Source organism: Nocardiopsis coralli (assembly GCF_014892575.1).
GTDB classification, from domain to species: domain Bacteria; phylum Actinomycetota; class Actinomycetes; order Streptosporangiales; family Streptosporangiaceae; genus Nocardiopsis; species Nocardiopsis coralli.
This window is the reverse complement of the sequence record NZ_JADBGI010000027.1, coordinates 17,118-34,444: the sequence shown is the minus strand read 5'-3', so window position 1 is coordinate 34,444 and position 17,327 is coordinate 17,118. Positions and strand designations below refer to the sequence as shown.

Here is a 17,327-nt window from a genome sequence, read left to right as displayed (position 1 = left end):
CGTGCCGGGCGTGCGGGGCCCGGTGCCGGGTGCGGAGCGCTGCGTCGGCACGTCGCGCTCGGTGGTTCGCACCCTGCCGGGGGAGAGTAGAGCACTTACGGCGAAAAGGGAATTCAAAACGTAATAAAGCAGGTCGTGTCGGTCATCTGAGGGGGCGCGTGAGACCGGTGCCGGCATCCGCGACAATGGAGGGGTGAGTCTCTACCGCGACGAGGGAGTCGTCCTGCGCACCCAGAAGCTGGGCGAGGCCGACCGCATCGTCACCCTCCTGACCCGGCGCACCGGCCTGGTCCGCGCCGTCGGCAAGGGTGTGCGCCGCACCAAGTCCCGCTTCGGGGCCCGCCTGGAACCGTGCACCCACGTCGACGTGCAGCTCCACACCGGCCGGTCCCTGGACGTGATCACCCAGGCCGAGACGGTCCGCTCCTACGGCGAGGCGGTCGCCTTCGACTACTCCCGCTACACCGCGGCCGCCGCCATGCTCGAGACCGCTGAGAAGGTCGTGGTCGTGGAGAAGGACCCCGCTCTGCGCCAGTTCCTGCTGCTCATCGGCGCGCTGCGTACCCTGGGTGAGGGCAGCCACGACGCCCGGCTGGTCCTGGACGCCTACCTGCTGCGCTCCCTGGCGGTGGCCGGTTACGCACCCGCCCTGACCGAGTGCGCACGCTGCGGCAGCCGTGCCGAGCACCGGGCGTTCGCGGTTCACGCCGGCGGTATGGTCTGCTCGGTGTGCCGCCCGCACGGCAGCGTCCACCCGTCCCCCGACACGCTCCGGCTCATGTCGGCCCTGCTCGGAGGCGACTGGGACAGCGCCGACGCGAGCGAGGACCGCCAACGTTCCGAGTGCAGTGGGCTGGTCGCGGCCTACCTACAGTGGCACCTGGAAAACGGAATCCGATCACTGCGCCATGTGGAGCGTTCTTGAGTCTGTTCAGCTTCGATCCCGGTAAGCGGCGGGAGAACCGGGAGTACGCCGCGCCCACCCCCCACCCGAGCGGGGCACGGCCGCCCGAGCTGCCGTCCGATCTGGTACCGCGCCACGTCGCGGTCGTCATGGACGGCAACGGCCGGTGGGCCAAACAGCGCGGCCTGGCGCGGACCGAGGGCCACAAGGCGGGTGAGTCCTCCCTCTTCGACGTCGTCGAGGGCGCCGTCGAGCTCGGCGTGCCCTACCTGTCGGCCTACGCCTTCTCCACCGAGAACTGGAAGCGCTCGCCCGACGAGGTGCGCTTCCTCATGGGTTTCAACCGCGACGTCATCCGCCGGCGCCGCGACGAGCTGCACGCGATGGGTGTGCGTGTGGTCTGGTCGGGCCGCCCGGGGCGCCTGTGGAAGAGCGTCATCTCCGAGCTGCAGGACGCCGAGGAGATGACCAAGGACAACACCGGCCTGACGCTGCAGTTCTGCGTCAACTACGGGGGCCGGGCCGAGATCGTCGACTCCGCCCGCGCGTTGGCGCGGCGGGTCGCGGCGGGGGAGCTGTCCCCGGAGAAGATCACCGAGGACGCCATCGCCCGGAACCTGTACGCACCGGGTGTGCCCGACGTCGACCTGTTCCTGCGCTCGTCCGGTGAGCAGCGCACCTCGAACTTCCTGCTGTGGCAGTCCGCCTACGCCGAGTTCGTGTTCCTGGACCAGCTCTGGCCCGACTTCGACCGCCGCGACCTGTGGCGGGCCTGTGAGATCTACGCGGGCCGGGACCGCCGCTACGGCGGTGCCGTGCCCAACACCGTCGCCGAGGAGGGCGAGTGATGGCGCGCACGAGTTCCGACGAGAACAACCCGCTGCTGAAGCGCGGGATGTCCCTGGTCTCGATCGGGGACAGCTTCACCGAGGGTGTGGGCGACCCGTACCCGGCGGGCCCGGGTGAGGACGTGGTCTTCCGCGGCTGGGCCGACCGGCTGGCCGAGCACCTGGCCGGCCACCTGGGCGAGATCGAGTACGCCAACCTGGCCGTGCGCGGCAAGCTCATGCGCCAGATCGTCACCGACCAGCTCCGGCCGACCCTGGACATGGCGCCCGACGTGGTCACCATCAGCGCCGGAGGCAACGACCTGTTGCGCCCCGGCGGGGACCCCGAGCGCATGGCCCGGATCCTCGACCTGACCGTCTCGCGTCTGCGCGCCGCCGGCACCGAGGTCGTGCTCTTCACCGGGGTCAACGTCTCCTCGGGGTACATGCGCGGCACCATCGGGCTGTTCGCGCGCTACTACATGAACGTGCGCGCCATCGCCGACCGTCACGACTGCTACCTGGTCGACCAGTGGTCGATGGACGTGCTCACCGACGCGCGCGCGTGGGACGAGGACCGCCTGCACATGTCGCCGGAGGGCCACCGCCGCCTGTCGCTGCGGGTGGCCGAGGTGCTGGGTGTGCCGGTGCCCGAGCGCTGGGACGAGCCCTGGCCCGAGCAGGAGCCGGTCGGGTGGGCCGAGGCCCGCCGCGAGGACCTCACCTGGCTCAAGGACTCGCTGGGTCCGTGGATCGGCCGCCGCCTGACCGGGCGTTCGTCCGGGGACACGGTCACGGCCAAGATCCCTGCCCTGACGACGGTCTCCGCGCGCGGCTGAGAGCGCGGGTGAAACACCGCTGACGATGTGACGTCGGACCCAAAACCGCTCACGGGATCAACCTACTGTCGCGTAACCATGGCGCGGAGTTGCAGCATTGGTGACCATGAGCGGTTTTGGGACGACGGACATCATCGACCGGGACATCCTGTCCTACGTCGCTCTCGGGGACAGCTTCACCGAGGGCATGAGCGACCCCTACCCCGACAGCGACACCGTGCCCAACGGCCGCTACCGGGGCTGGGCCGACCGGGTCGCCGAGCACCTGGCCTCCCACATCGGAGAGGTGCGCTACGCCAACCTCGCGGTGCGCGGTCGCCTGATCAGGCAGATCCGCGACGAGCAGGTCCCCGCCGCGGTGGAGATGGCGCCCGACCTGATCACCCTCTGCGCCGGCGGCAACGACATCATCCGGCCCGGCGGCGACCCCGACGAGGTCGTGCAGATCTTCGAGTCGATCGTGGCCGACCTGACCGCCACCGGCGCGCGTGTGGTCGTCTTCACCGGCTTCGACACCGGTATGCACTCGGTCATGCGCCACCTGCGCGGCAAGATCGCCACGTACAACATGCACATGCGCGCCGTCGCCGACCGCTACGGCTGCGACGTCGTCGACGTGTGGTCGATGCGGATCTTCGACGACCCCCGCGCCTGGAGCACCGACCGGCTCCACCTGTCCACCGAGGGCCACCGGCGCCTGTCGCTGGGGGTGTGCGAGGTGCTGGGCGTGCCGGCCGAGGGCACCTGGAACGAGCCGTGGCCGCCGCCGGAACCCCGCGACTGGCGCACCGCCCGCCAGGAGGACCTGTCGTGGGCGCGCGAGTACCTCGTTCCGTGGATCGGGCGGCGCCTGACCGGTCGTTCCTCCGGCGACAACGTCACCGCCAAGCGGCCCACGCTGCGGCGCTGCGACCCCGGGTCCCGCACCGACTAGGGCGGTGTGGTGAACGCCTCGCCACACCGCCGCCCACCGGCAGGGCCCGGGCCACCGGGCCCTCCCTCCGCACGTGCCGCGCCCCCGCGGACCGGTCACCGGCCCGCGGGGGCGTCGTCGTGCTGGCGGGTTCTTGGTCAGGGCGCCACGGGGGAACCGAAGACGGGGTAGTGGTCGGAGTAGTCGTCGTAGGTGTACTCCTGCCCCCACGAGGTGACGGTCCAGGGCTCGCTCTTGACCTCCGCCGTGTGGTTGGCGAAGCCCTCCGGCTCGGCGCCGTTGCGGATCGGCAGCACGTGGTCGAGCTGCTGGGCCTCCCAGTCGGGGTAGCCGTGGCCCGCGATGGAGTTGCCCTGCGGGTCCCAGGAGACGGCGTCACCGGTCCCGACCGGCTCCACCGCGTCGAGGAGCTCGAGCGCGTTCTCCCACTCCTCGGTGCCGCCGATGATGTTGAGGTCCCCGGCGAGGTGGATCTGCTCGCCCTCGGGGATGCCGGCCTCCTCGACCGCGGCCAGGATCTGCTCGAGCTGGGCGGTGCGCACACGCTCGTCCTCGCCCGAGGCGCACAGGCTGTCCTCGGACTGCATGTGGGTGCCGAACACGTGCAGAGGGCCGTCGGGGGAGTCGATCTCGGTGTGCACGAAACCCTTGGCCGAGAAGCGGTCGGCGCCGCAGGCCTCGGAGAAGACGTGCTGCTCGGCCCGGACGATCGGCCAGGCGCTGTGCACGCTTACCCCGCCGTTGGTGGCGGCGCCGGGCCGCAGGCCGGTGCTGTCGTCCCAGCCCTCCTCGGACTCGCCCACGATCGGAGTCCCGTGGGGCAGCTCCTCGGACAGCCCCGAGCGCAGGGTCTCGGCCGAAGAATCGTCGAAGAGCTCCTGGAGCACGACCACGTCGGCGCCCTCGAGCACACCGTCCTCGTTGATGAGGTCGGCCCGGATCTCCTGTCCCCAGTTGGGGTAGAGGGACGTGGGCATGAGGAAGGCGTTGTACGTGGCGATGGTGGGGGCGTCCGCCTCGGCCTGTGCCGGCGTCGCGGCCATGAGGGGGCAGGCGGCCAGCGCGGACACCAGTGCGGTTCTCGTTCTTCTGTTCACGGCGTCCGAGACTAGGGACGCCGTGACACCACTGGGCTACTGGCCGGTAACCATCGGATGGCGGGAAGGTGTGGTGCGGGGCCGGCGGGCCGGCCGCGGGGTCAGACCCCGGCGGGCGACCCGGTCTCGGCGCAACGGGCGCACACACCGAAGAGTTCCACGGTGTGTGTGATGCCGGTGAAGCCGTACTGCGAACCCACCTCGCTGGCCCACCGCTCGACGGTCGGGCCCTCGATCTCCACCGCGGTGGAGCACACCCGGCACACCAGGTGATGGTGGTGGTTCTCGGTCGCGCAGGCGCGGTAGACGGCCTCGCCCTCGTCGGTGCGCAGGACGTCGACCTCACCGGAGTCGCTCAGCGCCTGCAGTGCCCGGTAGACGGTCGTGAGACCGATCTTGGAACCGTCGGCGCGCAGATCCGCGTACAGATCCTGTGCGCTGCGGAAACCGGCGGACTCGTTCAGCGCCTGGCGGACCGTCTCTCGTCTTGTGCTCATGTCACCCTCCCCCGCTCGGTCTGGGGCATCGTACCGGCCCCCGGCACCCCTGCGCCGTGCCGGGGCCGGAGCTTGCGGACGGCTCCGACCCCGACGGCGACGCAGAACAGCGCCAGCGCCAACAGGATGATGGTCGCGCCGGGGGCCAGGTCGGCGTAGTAGGCCGTGGGCAGGCCGGCCAGGGAGGAGACCAGCCCGATCCCGACGGCCAGGGCCATCGTGACCCGGAAGCTCTTGGACAGCTGCTGCGCCGCGGCCACGGGCACGATCATCAGCGCGCTCACCATGAGCACACCGACGATCTGCATGCCGATGACCACCGTGAGGGCGGCGGTGACGGCCAGCAGGACGCTGAGGAAACGCACCGGCAGCCCGTGGGCGCGGGCGACCTCCTCGTCCTGGCAGAGCACGAACAGTTCCCGGCCGTAGAACGCCACGACGGAGGCCACACCCACGGCGAGCGCCCCGACGATCCAGATGTCCTGCTCGGAGACGGTGCTGACCGACCCGAACAGGAACGAGGTCAGGGTGGCGTTGTTGGCGCCCGGGGCCAACCCGATGAGCAGTACACCCCCGGCGATGCCGCCGTAGAACAGCAGGGCCAGCGCCACGTCGCCGCTGGTGCGCGTGCGCACCCGCACGAGTTCGATGAGGATCGCGCCCACCACGGACACGATCGCCGCGGTCAGCACGGGGGAGGTGCTGGTGAGCACGCCCAGGGCGACGCCGGTGAGCGCGACGTGGCCGATGCCGTCACCCAGCAGGGCGAGGCGGCGTTGGACCAGGAACGTTCCGATGACCGGGGTGACCAGGCCCACGAGCACGGCCGCGATGAGTGCCCGCTGCATGAACTCGTACTGCCAAAGTTCAGTCACTGCCGGGCACCTCGAGTCGGATGATCTCCCCGTGCGCGTCGCGCGGCGCGGGGGCGTTGGGGTCGGGATGGGGGTGCTGGTGGTCGTGGCCGGGGCGGGCGCACTCGCCGGTGGGGTGCGGCGGTTCGCCGTCGTGCACGATGTGCCCGTGGTCGAGGGAGACGGCGCGCTGGATCACGTGCTCCAGCGGTCCCAGCTCGTGCAGGACGAGCACGACCGTGGAGCCCTGTTCGCCGAGCATCGTGATGGTCTCGGCCAGTGCCCGCTGGTTCTCGGCGTCCACACCGGCCATGGGCTCGTCCATGACGAAGGTGTCGGGGCGTCCGGCCAGGGCGCGGGCGATGAGTACCCGCTGCTGCTGTCCGCCGGAGAGCTCGCGCACCGACGCGCGGGCGCGGTCGGCCAGTCCGACGGCCTCCAGGGCGTCGGTGACGGCCTGCCGGTCGGAGCGGCTGGTGAAGGACAGGCGGCGGCGTGCGGCGATCTGCCCGGAGGCGACGATCTCGCGCACGGTGGCCGGTACGGCGCCCCCTGCGGTGAGGCGCTGGGGCACGTAGCCGATGCGGCGCCAGTCGCGGAACCGGCGCAGGGGGGTGCCGTGCACCAGGATCTCGCCGGAGGTCAGCGGAACGATGCCCAGCATCGCGCGCATGAGCGTGGACTTGCCCGATCCGTTCGGACCCATGACGGCCATGGTCTGGCCTGCGGGGATCTCGACGTCGACACCGTCGAGCACGGGGACACCGTCGTAGGCCACAGTGGCGTCGACGGCCTGGAGCGCGGGAGGGGCGCCCGGGAGCTCGGCCCCGGCCCCCGTGAACTGGGCAGACACGCCCTTAGTATGGCGAAAACGAAAATGGTTGTCAAAATCCGAGAACGCGGGCAGTGGCGAGCACCAGCACCACGATCACCATCAGCACCCGGGGTGCCTTCTGCTGGCCGGTCAGGCTCGGCCACGTGAGGTAGGCCAACCATCCCAGGAACAGCCCCACCGCGGCGAGGAACACCGCGCCCACCGGGCCGATGGGAAACATGAGCCCGCCGATGAACAACAGCCCCAGCACGAGCGGGGTCACCCACGCGGGGAGCTGGTGCAGCCAGAGCAGGGAGACCGCACTGCGGCGCTCCACCGCACCGCGCAGCCGGCCCGTGTTCCAGGAGGGGTCCGAAGCCCCGCCGCGGGAAGGATCGCGGCCTTCGGGGCGTTCATGGCTGTGGTCGGGGGAGGTCATGGCCGTCTGTATCCTCCGTTGTGGCGGGCTGTGCCCCGCAAAGGCCTGTGGTACTTGTGGCTCAGACCCTAGTGCAGGCCCCGGTCGGAGGTCCCCGGGCCTCCAGCGGCGGGCACCTGCGCGGCCCGCCGTGCGATCCCCCATGGCAGTCCGTGCCCCGGTCGCCCCAGGTCGCAGGCACGGTCCGTCAGCGCTCACTTGCCTGAAGTAGTCCACAACAGTCGTCCGACGCATACGGTGTGACCGTGCTGCCGCCCGTAGCCCGAGTGCTGAGGACCCTCTGGAGGGTGTCACCTTCGTGCCCGAGCCCACTGTCATCGTGACCTTCGACGTCACCGAGCCGAACCTCGGCCACTGCCTGGATTCCCTGGCACGGCAGAGAGACGGACACCACAACCGGGACCACACGGTCCAACCGGGTGAGGTGACCGCCGAGATCCTCCTGGTCCCCTTCAGCGGCCGGCAGGAGCCCGCCGCCGAGGCCGAGGCCGACGACGGCGACCAGGACGAGGACACCGACGAGGACACCCACGGCCACGACGAGGAGGGCGAGGCCGACGAGGAACACGACGAGTCGGTCGAGACCGGCCAGGACGCCCTCGCCGTCGCCGCCGCCTTCGCCGCCGACCCGCCCGAGGGCCTGCGTGTGCGCCTGCTCGAGGGCGAGCCGGACGCGGACCTGCCCGCGGCCCGCCGCCGCGGCGGCCGGGAGGCCTCCGGCAGCCACCTGCTGTTCCTCGAGGGCCGCGACGCCCTCACCGCCTACGCGCTGTCCTACCTGTGGCGCACCGCCTCCGACACCCACTCCGACCTGGTCGTGGGCAACGTCCACAAGTTCAACGAACTGGGCGCATCGCCCTCCAAGACCCACAAGAAGCTGTGCGCCAAGCAGCGCTTCGCCGAGGACCCCCGTGCCGTCCCCGTTCTGGCAGCGGACCCCGTCCTGGGCAACAAACTGTGGCGCCGCGAGTTCTGGCTCGGTCTGCCCGACCACGGACTCCACCCCGACGACGCCGACCTGGACCTGCGCCGCTGCGCGCTCTCGGCCCGCACCGTCGACGTGCTCCCCGGCCCCGTGCTGCTCATGCGCGAGCGCCACGACACGGCGGTGCCCCTGGACAAGGGCGTGCTCACCCGCCGCCTGACCGCCATGAGGGAGCTCACCGCCGACCTGGCCGGCGAGGATCGCAGACTCTGGGACCGCACCCTGCTCCAGGGCGAGCTCCACCGCCTGCTCATGCGTTTCCAGGACGCCGACCCCGAGGTCCGCGAGACCGTCGTCGACCTGCTCAACTCCCACCTCGACCACGTGCCGGCGGCCGAGCTCAACGACCTCACCGTGCTCGAGCGGCTCCTGTACCACCTGGTGCGCAAGCGCCGCACCGACGACATCGTCGAGGTCGCCACCTTCGCCAAGAGCGTCGAGATCAAGAACGCGCGTGTGCACCGGCGCGGGCTGACCTACTACATCGGTTACCCCTTCTTCGAGGCCGATGACCCCGCCAAGGCCGTGCCCCGCGAGATCTACCGCCTCGACGACGAGCTCAAGGTCCGCCAGAAGACCGAGGACATCCGGTGGGAGGACGGCCGCCTGCTCGTCAGCGGCCGCATCGGCATCCGCCACCTGCGCGCCCGCAAGCGCTGGCAGCAGCACCTCATGGCCTTCGCCGTCAACACCACCGACCGCCGCCGCGTGCGGGTGCCCGTCAAGGTGCGCCTGGCCGCCGAGTACCGGCTGCCCGACGTGCCCGAGGCCGCCCGCCACGACTACGGCGGGTTCACCGTCGTGCTCGACCCCGCCAAGCTGCGCACCGGCGGCCGCTGGGAACCGGGGGAGTGGAAGATCGAACTGACCGTGTTCAACCGCGGTCTGACCCGGCGCAAGACCCTGTCGTCCCCGGTCATCGGCGCCCCCGAGCGCCCCGGCTACCAGCAGGTCGACCGCGAGGTCTGGGTGCGCCCGCGCTGGAGCGGCGACCGGCACCTCGTCGTGGCCGTGGAGTCCACCACCGCCCGCGTGGACGCGCACACCTTCGACGGCGGCACCGGGAACCTGACCCTGGAGGGCGAGACGGTCACCGAGGCCGCCGCCGGGGCCACCCAGCTGCGCCTGACGCGCCGCCCGGGCACCGCCGTGCTGACCTACCCGATCTCCGTCGAGCAGGGCCGCTTCAGCGTCGGTATCGGCGCACAGGACCTCTTCGGCCGCGCCGTCACCGAGTGCGGGGGCGTCATCCGCCAGGAGGAGTGGGACGTGCACCTGGTGGACGGCGACCAGCGCGCCGCCACCCTCGTGCTGCCCGACGACGTTCCCACCACCGCCTACGCCTCCGGCGCCGACCACCTGGAGATCTCGGTCCAGCGCACCTCGGCCGGCCACCTCAAGCTGCGCGGCGGCCAGGCCCGCTGCGTGGTCGACGCCGCCCGCTGGGAGGGCCGCGAACTCCACCTGGAGGGCGAGTTCACCGCCGACGCCGAGCTGGGCCTGGTCGCCCGCGCCCGCGGCCGCGACGAGGAGCACACCCTCACCGTGGAGCGCTCGGGCACCCGCTTCACCGCGCGGCTGGCCCCCGCCGACATCGAGACCCTCTCGGGCACGCTGTCCCTGGCCGTGGGCGGTTACCAGCTGTGGGGCCGCGTCGCCGGCGAGGACGGGCGCACCTTCACCACGGGCGTGGAGTTCTCCGACGACCTGGTCGGGGACATGCCGATGGAGATCAAGACCGACGAGCGCAGCTACACGCTCACCTCGCACGGCCACGGCGTTCCGGTGCTCCAGGTCGGCAGCGACCTGCACCCCTCCGAGCGGGGCTCCTTCGCCCAGCGCCGCCTCAAGGAGGTCCACTACCCGGCCCAGCGCCAGGAACCGGTCGTGGACGGGGTCCTGTTCGACACCTACACCGGGCGCCAGTACTCCGACAGCCCGCAGAGCATCTACGCCGAGCTGCGCACCCGCCAGGGCTGGGCCGACTACCCCATGTCCTGGCTGGTCGCCGACGGGCGCGTGAACCTGCCCGACGACCTGTCCCGGGTGCGCCACCGCGGCCGCGAGTACTACGAGGCGCTGGCCCGCAGCCGGTTCCTGGTCACCAACTCCCGGCAGCCGGTGTGGTTCCACCGCCACCCCGACCAGACCGTCGTCCAGACCTGGCACGGCTCGATGCTCAAGCGCATCGGCTTCGACGTGGACAACATCCGGGGCAAGTCCCGCGACTACTTCGACAAGCTCGCGTGGGAGACCCGGCAGTGGGACTACCTGGTATCACCCAGCCCCTGGGCCACGCCGATCCTGCGCAGGGCCTTCCGGTTCGAGGGAGAGATCCTCGAGACCGGGTACCCGCGCAACGACATCTTCTTCTCGCCCGACCGCGAGGCCGTCGCCGAACGCACCCGGCGCGTGCTCGGCCTGCCCGAGGGCAAGAAGGTCGTGCTCTACGCCCCGACCTGGCGCGACGACAAGTACTACACCCGGGGCAAGCACAAGCTCGACCTGCACCTGGACCTGCAGCGCATGTACGACCAGCTGGGCGACGACCACGTCCTGCTGGTGCGCCGCCACCCGCGCGTGGTCGACAGCGTGCCGATCGTGGGCCGGGACTTCGTGTACGACGTCTCGCTGTACCCGGAGATCCAGGAGCTCTTCCTCATCACCGACGTGCTGGTCACCGACTACTCGTCGATGATGTTCGACTTCGCCAACACCGGCCGTCCCATGCTCTTCTTCACCTACGACCTGGAGAGCTACCGGGACAACCTGCGCGGGTTCTACTTCGACTTCGAGGAGACCGCGCCCGGGCCGCTGCTGACCGAGTCCGACCAGGTCATCGAGTCGTTGCGCAACATCGGCGAGGTCGAGGAGCAGGCGGCGCCCGCCTACCGCTCCTTCGTCGACCAGTTCTGCCCGCTCGACGACGGCCACGCGGCCGCGCGTGTGGTCGACCGCGTCTTCGGCCAGGGGTAGGAACCGCGAGCCCCGCTGCCGCCCGGTCCCCGCGGGCCGGGCGGCAGCGTGCGTGCGCCACAATGGGCGGGTGATCGTCATCACCCGTTACTCCGTGCCCGAGGCCGACGCCGAGGCCTTCCGAACCGAGGCCGCGAGCGCCGTGGCCGCCCTGGCCGCCCGCCCCGGGTTCCTGCGCCACCGGCTGGGCCGCGCCGCCGACGACCCCGAGCTGTGGACGCTGGTCACCGAGTGGGAGGGCGCGGGCCCCTACCGCCGGGCGCTGTCCTCCTACGAGGTGAAGGTCGCCGCGGTCCCGCTGCTGTCCCGCGCGCTCGACGAACCCAGCGCCTACGAGGTCGTCGACGAACACAGCCCGTGAGGCGTGCGAAGCCCCACCCGCAAGGAAATCCGTGCGCGCCCGCTTCGCGAGTGCTCTAGCCTGGACTGATGTGGTCACGCGCTGCGACCGTCGCCGGTCGGGGCGGGCCACGACACCCGAAACACACGATGAATCGCTCACCGCGATCCACCGACCGCCAGCCGGATGGAGAGTCTCCCCATGGCCGCCAAGTCAGAGGCAATGGACGCACTGGTCAACCTCGCCAAACGCCGGGGTCTGGTCTACCCCTCCAGCGAGATCTACGGGGGTCTGCGCGCGGCCTGGGACTACGGTCCCCTCGGTGTGGAGCTGAAGTCCAACGTCAAGCGCCAGTGGTGGCGCGCCATGGTGCAGGAGCGCGACGACATCGTCGGCCTGGACTCCAGTGTCATCCTCTCCCGTGAGGTCTGGGAGGCCTCGGGCCACGTCAAGGAGTTCGTGGACCCGCTCACCGAGTGCCAGGCCTGCCACAAGCGTTTCCGCGCCGACCACCTCATCGAGGCCTACGAGGCCAAGCACGGCCGGGAGCCGGAGGAGGGCCTGGCCGCGATCGCCTGCCCCAACTGCGGCGCCAAGCACTCCTTCACCGAGCCGCGCATGTTCAACGGGCTCCTGCGCACCTACCTGGGCCCGGTCCAGGACGAGAAGGGCCTGGCCTACCTGCGCCCCGAGACCGCGCAGGGCATCTTCATCAACTACAAGAACGTCGAGCAGAGCGCCCGGCGCAAGGTGCCCTTCGGGATCGGCCAGATCGGCAAGTCCTTCCGCAACGAGATCACCCCGGGCAACTTCATCTTCCGGACCCGCGAGTTCGAGCAGATGGAGATGGAGTACTTCGTCAAGCCCGGCACCGACGAGGACTGGCACCAGTACTGGATCGACAGCCGGTACCAGTGGTACACCGACCTCGGCATCAACAAGGACAACCTGCGCCTGCACGAGCACCCGCAGGAGAAGCTGTCCCACTACTCCAAGCGCACCGTCGACCTGGAGTACCGCTTCAACTTCCAGGGCAGCGAGTGGGGCGAGCTCGAGGGCGTGGCCAACCGCACCGACTTCGACCTCAAGACGCACTCCGAGGCCTCCGGCGCGGACCTGTCCTTCTTCGACCAGGAGAACAACGAGCGCTACATCCCCTACGTCATCGAGCCGGCGGCCGGTGTGGACCGCGCGGTGCTGACGTTCATGCTCGACGCCTACAACGTCGACGAGGCGCCCAACGCCAAGGGCAAGATGGAGAAGCGCGCCGTCATGCGCCTGGACCCGCGCCTGTCGCCGGTCAAGGCCGCGGTGCTGCCGCTCTCGCGCAACACCGACCTGTCGCCGAAGGCCCGCGACCTGGCCGCGCGTCTGCGCAAGCGGTGGAACGTGGAGTTCGACGACGCCGGTGCGATCGGCCGCCGTTACCGCCGCCAGGACGAGATCGGTACGCCGTTCTGCATCACCGTCGACTTCGACACCCTCGACGACGACGCCGTGACCATCCGCGAGCGCGACACGATGTCGCAGGAGCGCGTCTCCCTCGACCAGGTGGAGCGCTACCTCATCGAGCGCATGCCCGGCGTCTGAGGCCCTCCGCGGCTCACGCTCATGCGCGAGGCCGCCCGTCCCAGCAGGGGCGGGCGGCCTCGTCGTTTCTCCTGGGACGGGCGGGGTGCTTGGACCGGACGCCCCGCCCGCGAAGAGAGAAAGAGACGACCGGGTCCCGGGGGGAAGTGGTTTCCGGCCGCCTCCGGTCCCTGCGGCCGCACACGACCGCGGGGACCGTTCTCAACGTAGCGCCGGCCACAGCGAAGTACGAGGGAGTTTCGTACCCGGTGTCCTTTCGTGTGAGCGAATCGTGACGCGGGGGCGGAGAGCGCCGGATGCGCTCTTCCTTCGGGGGCGCGGTCAGGTCGCGGTGTAGACCACGAACGAGACCGCGATGTAGTGGCACACGAACGCGGCGATGGTCAGCGAGTGGAAGATCTCGTGGAAACCGAACCACCGCGGCGCGGGGTCGGGCCACTTGAGGCCGTAGACCACCGCGCCGACGCTGTACAGGACCCCGCCGACCAGGACGAGGATCCACGTGGCCGGGTGGGTGCCGCCGACGAGCTCGGGGATGAAGAGCACCGCGACCCAGCCGATGGCCAGGTACAGGGCGGTCGAGAGCCAGCGGGGCGCGTTGAGCCACAGGAGCTTGAACGCCACGCCCGCGATCGCGCCGCCCCAGACCAGGGCGAGCATCGCCGTGCGCAGGGTCCCGTCCAGCACCAGCACGATGAAGGGCGTGTAGGTGCCGGCGATGATCAGGTAGATGTTCGAGTGGTCCATGCGCCGCAGCACGCGCTGGGCCCGCGGCGACCAGCGGCCCACGTGGTAAACGGCCGACGTGCTGAAGAGCAGCACGGAACTGAGTGCGTACACCGCCGCCGCGATCATGGCGGGCGGGGTGGGGGACAGCGCCACCAGGACGATGCCCGCGGCCAGTGCCAGCGGGGCGGTGCCCAGGTGCAGCCAGCCGCGGAGCTTGGGTTTGACCGCCTCCAGGAGGTCCCCGGCGGTCTGGGCGGCGCGTTCGGGCACCGACGCCTTGTGTCCGTCGGCGGGGTCCCGTGTGTGCTCGGGGGTGTGGTCGCCCTCGGCCGGTCCGGTCCCGTGTGTCCTCTCGGTCGACACCGTCGCCTCCTCCTCGTGCCGGTCCGCTCCGTCGCGGGTCCACACGAAGCCTAACTTACGGTCGCGTAGGTTACCTGCTGGTATCGCTGTGTCTCGCCGCACACGGCAAGGTTTGCGGCCCTGTGTGCAGGGCGAATTGGTCCGTTGCCCCGAAGTGCGCCCCCGTTGATCGATCATCATCGAACTTCGGTGGAGCCACGTCTCTGACCTGCTCGATCTCGGCGAAGCCGCCCGCCTCTTCTCCGGCTGCGACCTCTGTTCAGCATATGAGAGGTGAACCATTGGTATAGACCTGTTCAACGACCCTGAACTGCGAAAATGCACAAATACCGTGGTTCATGAAAAGGCGAGTCTGCGGTGTGTGGATAGAGTCGGCGCCCGATCAGGCACAGGTCGGCTCAACGCTGAGTCGTCGAGCGAGACGAGGGAGCACCCCCGTGGCCACATACGTCTACAAGTTCACCGAGGGCAACAAGGACCAGAAGGACCTCCTCGGAGGTAAGGGGGCCAACCTCGCCGAGATGACCAACCTCGGCCTGCCCGTGCCCCCGGGCTTCACCATCACCACCCGGGCGTGCCGCCACTACCTGGACCACGGCACCATGCCGGACGGGCTCGACGCGGAGATCGAGGAGAACCTCGCCGCACTCGAACGCGAGATGGGCCGCGAGCTCGGACAGCACGACGACCCCCTCCTGGTCAGCGTGCGTTCGGGCGCCCGCTTCTCCATGCCCGGCATGATGGAGACGGTGCTCAACATCGGCCTCAACGACGAATCCGTCCAGGGGCTGGCCCGCCAGGGCGGCGACGAGCGCTTCGCCTGGGACTCCTACCGCCGCCTCGTGCAGATGTTCGGCAAGACCGTGCAGGACATCGACGGCGAGCTCTTCGAGGAAGCCATCGAGCAGGTCAAGGCCGAGAAGGGCGTCACCGACGACCTCGACCTCGACGCCGGCGACTTCCGCGCCCTCGTCGACCGCTTCAAGGCGATCGTGCAGCAGGAGACCGGGAGCCCCTTCCCGACCGACCCCCGCGAACAGATGCGCCAGGCCGTGCGCGCCGTCTTCGATTCCTGGAACGCGCCGCGCGCCGTGCTCTACCGCCGCCAGGAGCGCATCCCCACCGACCTGGGCACCGCCGTCAACGTGTGCTCCATGGTCTTCGGCAACCTCGGCATGGACTCCGGCACCGGCGTCGCCTTCACCCGCGACCCCGCCACCGGCCAGCAGGGCGTCTACGGCGACTACCTCCAGAACGCCCAGGGCGAGGACGTGGTCGCCGGCATCCGCAACACCGTGCCGCTCACCGACCTGGCCGACATCGACGCCCGCAGCTACGACGAGCTCATGGGCATCATGGAGACCCTGGAGAACCACTACCGGGACCTCTGCGACATCGAGTTCACCATCGAGCGCGGCAAGCTCTGGATGCTCCAGACGCGCGTCGGCAAGCGCACCGCAGCCGCGGCGTTCCGCATCGCCGACCAGCTCGTCGACCAGGGCATGATCACCCTCGACGAGGCCGTTCAGCGGGTGACCGGCGACCAGCTCGCCCAGCTCATGTTCCCCCGCTTCGACGAGAAGGCCGCCGCCCGCGACCAGGCCCACCGCCTGGGCCGCGGCATGAACGCCTCGCCCGGCGCCGCCGTCGGCAAGGCCGTCTTCGACTCCTACACCGCCATCAAGTGGTCGCGCAGCGGTGAGAAGGTCATCCTCTGCCGCCGCGAGACCAACCCCGACGACCTCGAGGGCATGATCGCCGCCGAGGGCATCCTCACCAGCCGCGGCGGCAAGACCTCGCACGCCGCCGTCGTCGCCCGCGGCATGGGCAAGACCTGCGTGTGCGGTGCCGAGGAGATCGACATCGACACCAAGAACCGCCGCCTCGTCGCCCCCGGCGGCGAGACCGTCGAGGAGGGCGACGTCATCTCCATCGACGGCACCAGCGGCGAGGTCTTCCTCGGCGAGGTCCCGGTGGTCGACTCCCCGGTCGTGCGCTACTTCGAGAACGAGATCGACCCCGCCTCCGACGAGGCCGACGACCTCGTGCGCGCCGTCCACCGCCTCATGCACTACGTCGACGCCGCCCGCCGCCTGTACGTGCGCGCCAACGCCGACACCCCCGAGGACGCCGCGCGCGCCCGCCGCATGGGCGCCCAGGGCATCGGCCTGTGCCGCACCGAGCACATGTTCCTCGGCGATCGCCGCCAGCTCGTCGAGCGCCTCATCCTCGCCGACACCCGCGACGAGCAGGACGAGGCCCTCGAAGCGCTCCTGCCGCTGCAGCGTTCGGACTTCAACGGGATCCTCGCCTCCATGGACGGCCTGCCCGTCACGGTGCGCCTGCTCGACCCGCCGCTGCACGAGTTCCTGCCCGACATCACCGAACTGTCGGTGCGCGTCGCGGTGGCCGAGGCCCGCGGTGAGAGCCACGAGAACGACCTGCGCGTGCTCCAGGCCGTGCACCGCCTCCACGAGCAGAACCCGATGCTCGGCCTGCGCGGCGTGCGCCTCGGCCTGGTCGTGCCCGGCCTGTTCACCATGCAGGTCCGCGCCATCGCCCAGGCCGCCGCCGACCGCATCCGCGAGGGCGGGCGCCCGCGTCCGGAGATCATGATCCCGCTCGTGGGCACCGTCCAGGAGCTGGAGATCATCCGCGAGGAGGCCCTGCGCGTGCTGCGCGAGGTCGGCGAGGAGAACGGCGTCGAGCTCGACTTCCCGGTCGGCACCATGATCGAGCTGCCCCGCGCGGCCCTGACCGCCGGGCAGATCGCCGAGACCGCGGAGTTCTTCTCCTTCGGCACCAACGACCTCACCCAGACCGTCTGGGGCTTCTCCCGGGACGACGTCGAGGCCTCGTTCTTCTCCGCCTACCTGGAGAAGGGCGTCTTCGGTGTCTCGCCGTTCGAGTCGCTGGACGTGGACGGGGTCGGACGCCTGGTGCGCATCGCCGCCGAGGAGGGGCGCGCGACCCGTCCCGACATGAAACTCGGCGTGTGCGGCGAGCACGGGGGCGACCCGGCCTCGGTGCACTTCTTCCACGAGGTCGGGCTGGACTACGTGTCCTGCTCGCCCTTCCGCGTACCCGTGGCGCGGCTGGAGGCCGGCCGCGCCGCCGCCCGCACCGACCGCTGACCCGC

General features: G+C 70.6%; 14 protein-coding genes. 8 read left to right on the top strand and 6 right to left on the bottom strand.

What is annotated here, in order from left to right:
* The first annotated feature begins 193 nt into the window (after window positions 1–193).
* From recO to IDM40_RS23585, 4 genes are all read left to right on the top strand, one after another.
* Window positions 194–925: a DNA repair protein RecO gene (gene recO / locus IDM40_RS23600; protein ID WP_193124251.1), complete on the top strand. Its 732-nt coding sequence runs from the start codon at window positions 194–196 to the stop codon at window positions 923–925.
* Window positions 922–1,752, top strand: coding sequence for an isoprenyl transferase (locus tag IDM40_RS23595; protein ID WP_193124250.1), 831 nt, complete (start codon window positions 922–924; stop codon window positions 1,750–1,752). The genes recO and IDM40_RS23595 overlap by 4 nt, the downstream gene beginning before the upstream one ends.
* Window positions 1,752–2,570 carry an SGNH/GDSL hydrolase family protein gene (locus tag IDM40_RS23590; RefSeq protein ID WP_193124249.1) on the top strand — a complete coding sequence of 273 codons (819 nt, stop codon included), beginning with the start codon at window positions 1,752–1,754 and terminating at the stop codon, window positions 2,568–2,570. Before IDM40_RS23595 ends, IDM40_RS23590 begins: the two co-directional genes overlap by 1 nt.
* 106 nt (window positions 2,571–2,676) lie before the next feature.
* Complete coding sequence (locus tag IDM40_RS23585) at window positions 2,677–3,504, top strand: SGNH/GDSL hydrolase family protein (RefSeq protein ID WP_193124248.1); 828 nt, start codon at window positions 2,677–2,679, stop codon at window positions 3,502–3,504.
* 137 nt (window positions 3,505–3,641) lie between these two features.
* On the opposite strand, the gene sph is transcribed toward IDM40_RS23585, so the two are convergent.
* The 5 genes from sph to IDM40_RS23560 form a co-directional block, all read right to left on the bottom strand.
* Window positions 3,642–4,601: a sphingomyelin phosphodiesterase gene (sph, locus tag IDM40_RS23580; protein ID WP_328807108.1), complete on the bottom strand. Its 960-nt coding sequence runs from the start codon at window positions 4,599–4,601 to the stop codon at window positions 3,642–3,644.
* Between the two features lie 101 nt (window positions 4,602–4,702).
* Window positions 4,703–5,098: a Fur family transcriptional regulator gene (locus IDM40_RS23575; protein ID WP_193124247.1), complete on the bottom strand. Its 396-nt coding sequence runs from the start codon at window positions 5,096–5,098 to the stop codon at window positions 4,703–4,705.
* Window positions 5,095–5,973: a metal ABC transporter permease gene (locus IDM40_RS23570; RefSeq protein WP_193124246.1), complete on the bottom strand. Its 879-nt coding sequence runs from the start codon at window positions 5,971–5,973 to the stop codon at window positions 5,095–5,097. The genes IDM40_RS23575 and IDM40_RS23570 overlap by 4 nt, the downstream gene beginning before the upstream one ends.
* On the bottom strand, window positions 5,966–6,805 hold the full coding sequence (locus IDM40_RS23565) for a metal ABC transporter ATP-binding protein (RefSeq protein ID WP_193124245.1): 840 nt from the start codon (window positions 6,803–6,805) through the stop codon (window positions 5,966–5,968). Before IDM40_RS23565 ends, IDM40_RS23570 begins: the two co-directional genes overlap by 8 nt.
* Before the next feature lie 31 nt (window positions 6,806–6,836).
* A complete protein-coding gene (locus IDM40_RS23560) occupies window positions 6,837–7,205 on the bottom strand; it encodes a DUF6703 family protein (RefSeq protein ID WP_193124244.1) in 369 nt (122 codons plus the stop codon).
* A gap of 298 nt (window positions 7,206–7,503) precedes the next feature.
* Here IDM40_RS23560 and IDM40_RS23555 point away from each other — a divergent pair, with 298 nt between their 5' ends.
* From IDM40_RS23555 to IDM40_RS23545, 3 genes are all read left to right on the top strand, one after another.
* Window positions 7,504–11,166 (top strand): CDP-glycerol glycerophosphotransferase family protein, encoded by a 3,663-nt coding sequence (locus IDM40_RS23555; protein ID WP_193124243.1) that lies wholly within the window; start codon window positions 7,504–7,506, stop codon window positions 11,164–11,166.
* 70 nt (window positions 11,167–11,236) lie between these two features.
* Window positions 11,237–11,527 carry an antibiotic biosynthesis monooxygenase family protein gene (locus IDM40_RS23550; protein ID WP_193124242.1) on the top strand — a complete coding sequence of 97 codons (291 nt, stop codon included), beginning with the start codon at window positions 11,237–11,239 and terminating at the stop codon, window positions 11,525–11,527.
* Window positions 11,528–11,707: 180 nt separating this feature from the next.
* A complete protein-coding gene (locus IDM40_RS23545) occupies window positions 11,708–13,096 on the top strand; it encodes a glycine--tRNA ligase (RefSeq protein WP_193124241.1) in 1,389 nt (462 codons plus the stop codon).
* Between the two features lie 321 nt (window positions 13,097–13,417).
* Here IDM40_RS23545 and trhA read toward each other — a convergent pair whose 3' ends face one another.
* Window positions 13,418–14,188, bottom strand: a complete 771-nt coding sequence (gene trhA, locus IDM40_RS23540) for a PAQR family membrane homeostasis protein TrhA (protein WP_328807107.1) — start codon at window positions 14,186–14,188, stop codon at window positions 13,418–13,420.
* A 437-nt stretch (window positions 14,189–14,625) separates the two neighbouring features.
* Between trhA and ppdK the strand changes: the two genes are divergently transcribed.
* Window positions 14,626–17,322, top strand: coding sequence for a pyruvate, phosphate dikinase (ppdK, locus tag IDM40_RS23535; RefSeq protein WP_193124239.1), 2,697 nt, complete (start codon window positions 14,626–14,628; stop codon window positions 17,320–17,322).
* Window positions 17,323–17,327 lie beyond the last annotated feature (5 nt).

Coding starts and splice junctions, on each gene's coding strand:
- IDM40_RS23590 (WP_193124249.1), top strand. CDS start 1,752: ATGGCGCGCACGAGTTCCGACGAGAACAACCCGCTGCTGAAGCGCGGG.
- IDM40_RS23585 (WP_193124248.1), top strand. CDS start 2,677: ATGAGCGGTTTTGGGACGACGGACATCATCGACCGGGACATCCTGTCC.
- IDM40_RS23575 (WP_193124247.1), bottom strand. CDS start 5,098: ATGAGCACAAGACGAGAGACGGTCCGCCAGGCGCTGAACGAGTCCGCC.
- IDM40_RS23560 (WP_193124244.1), bottom strand. CDS start 7,205: ATGACCTCCCCCGACCACAGCCATGAACGCCCCGAAGGCCGCGATCCT.
- IDM40_RS23545 (WP_193124241.1), top strand. CDS start 11,708: ATGGCCGCCAAGTCAGAGGCAATGGACGCACTGGTCAACCTCGCCAAA.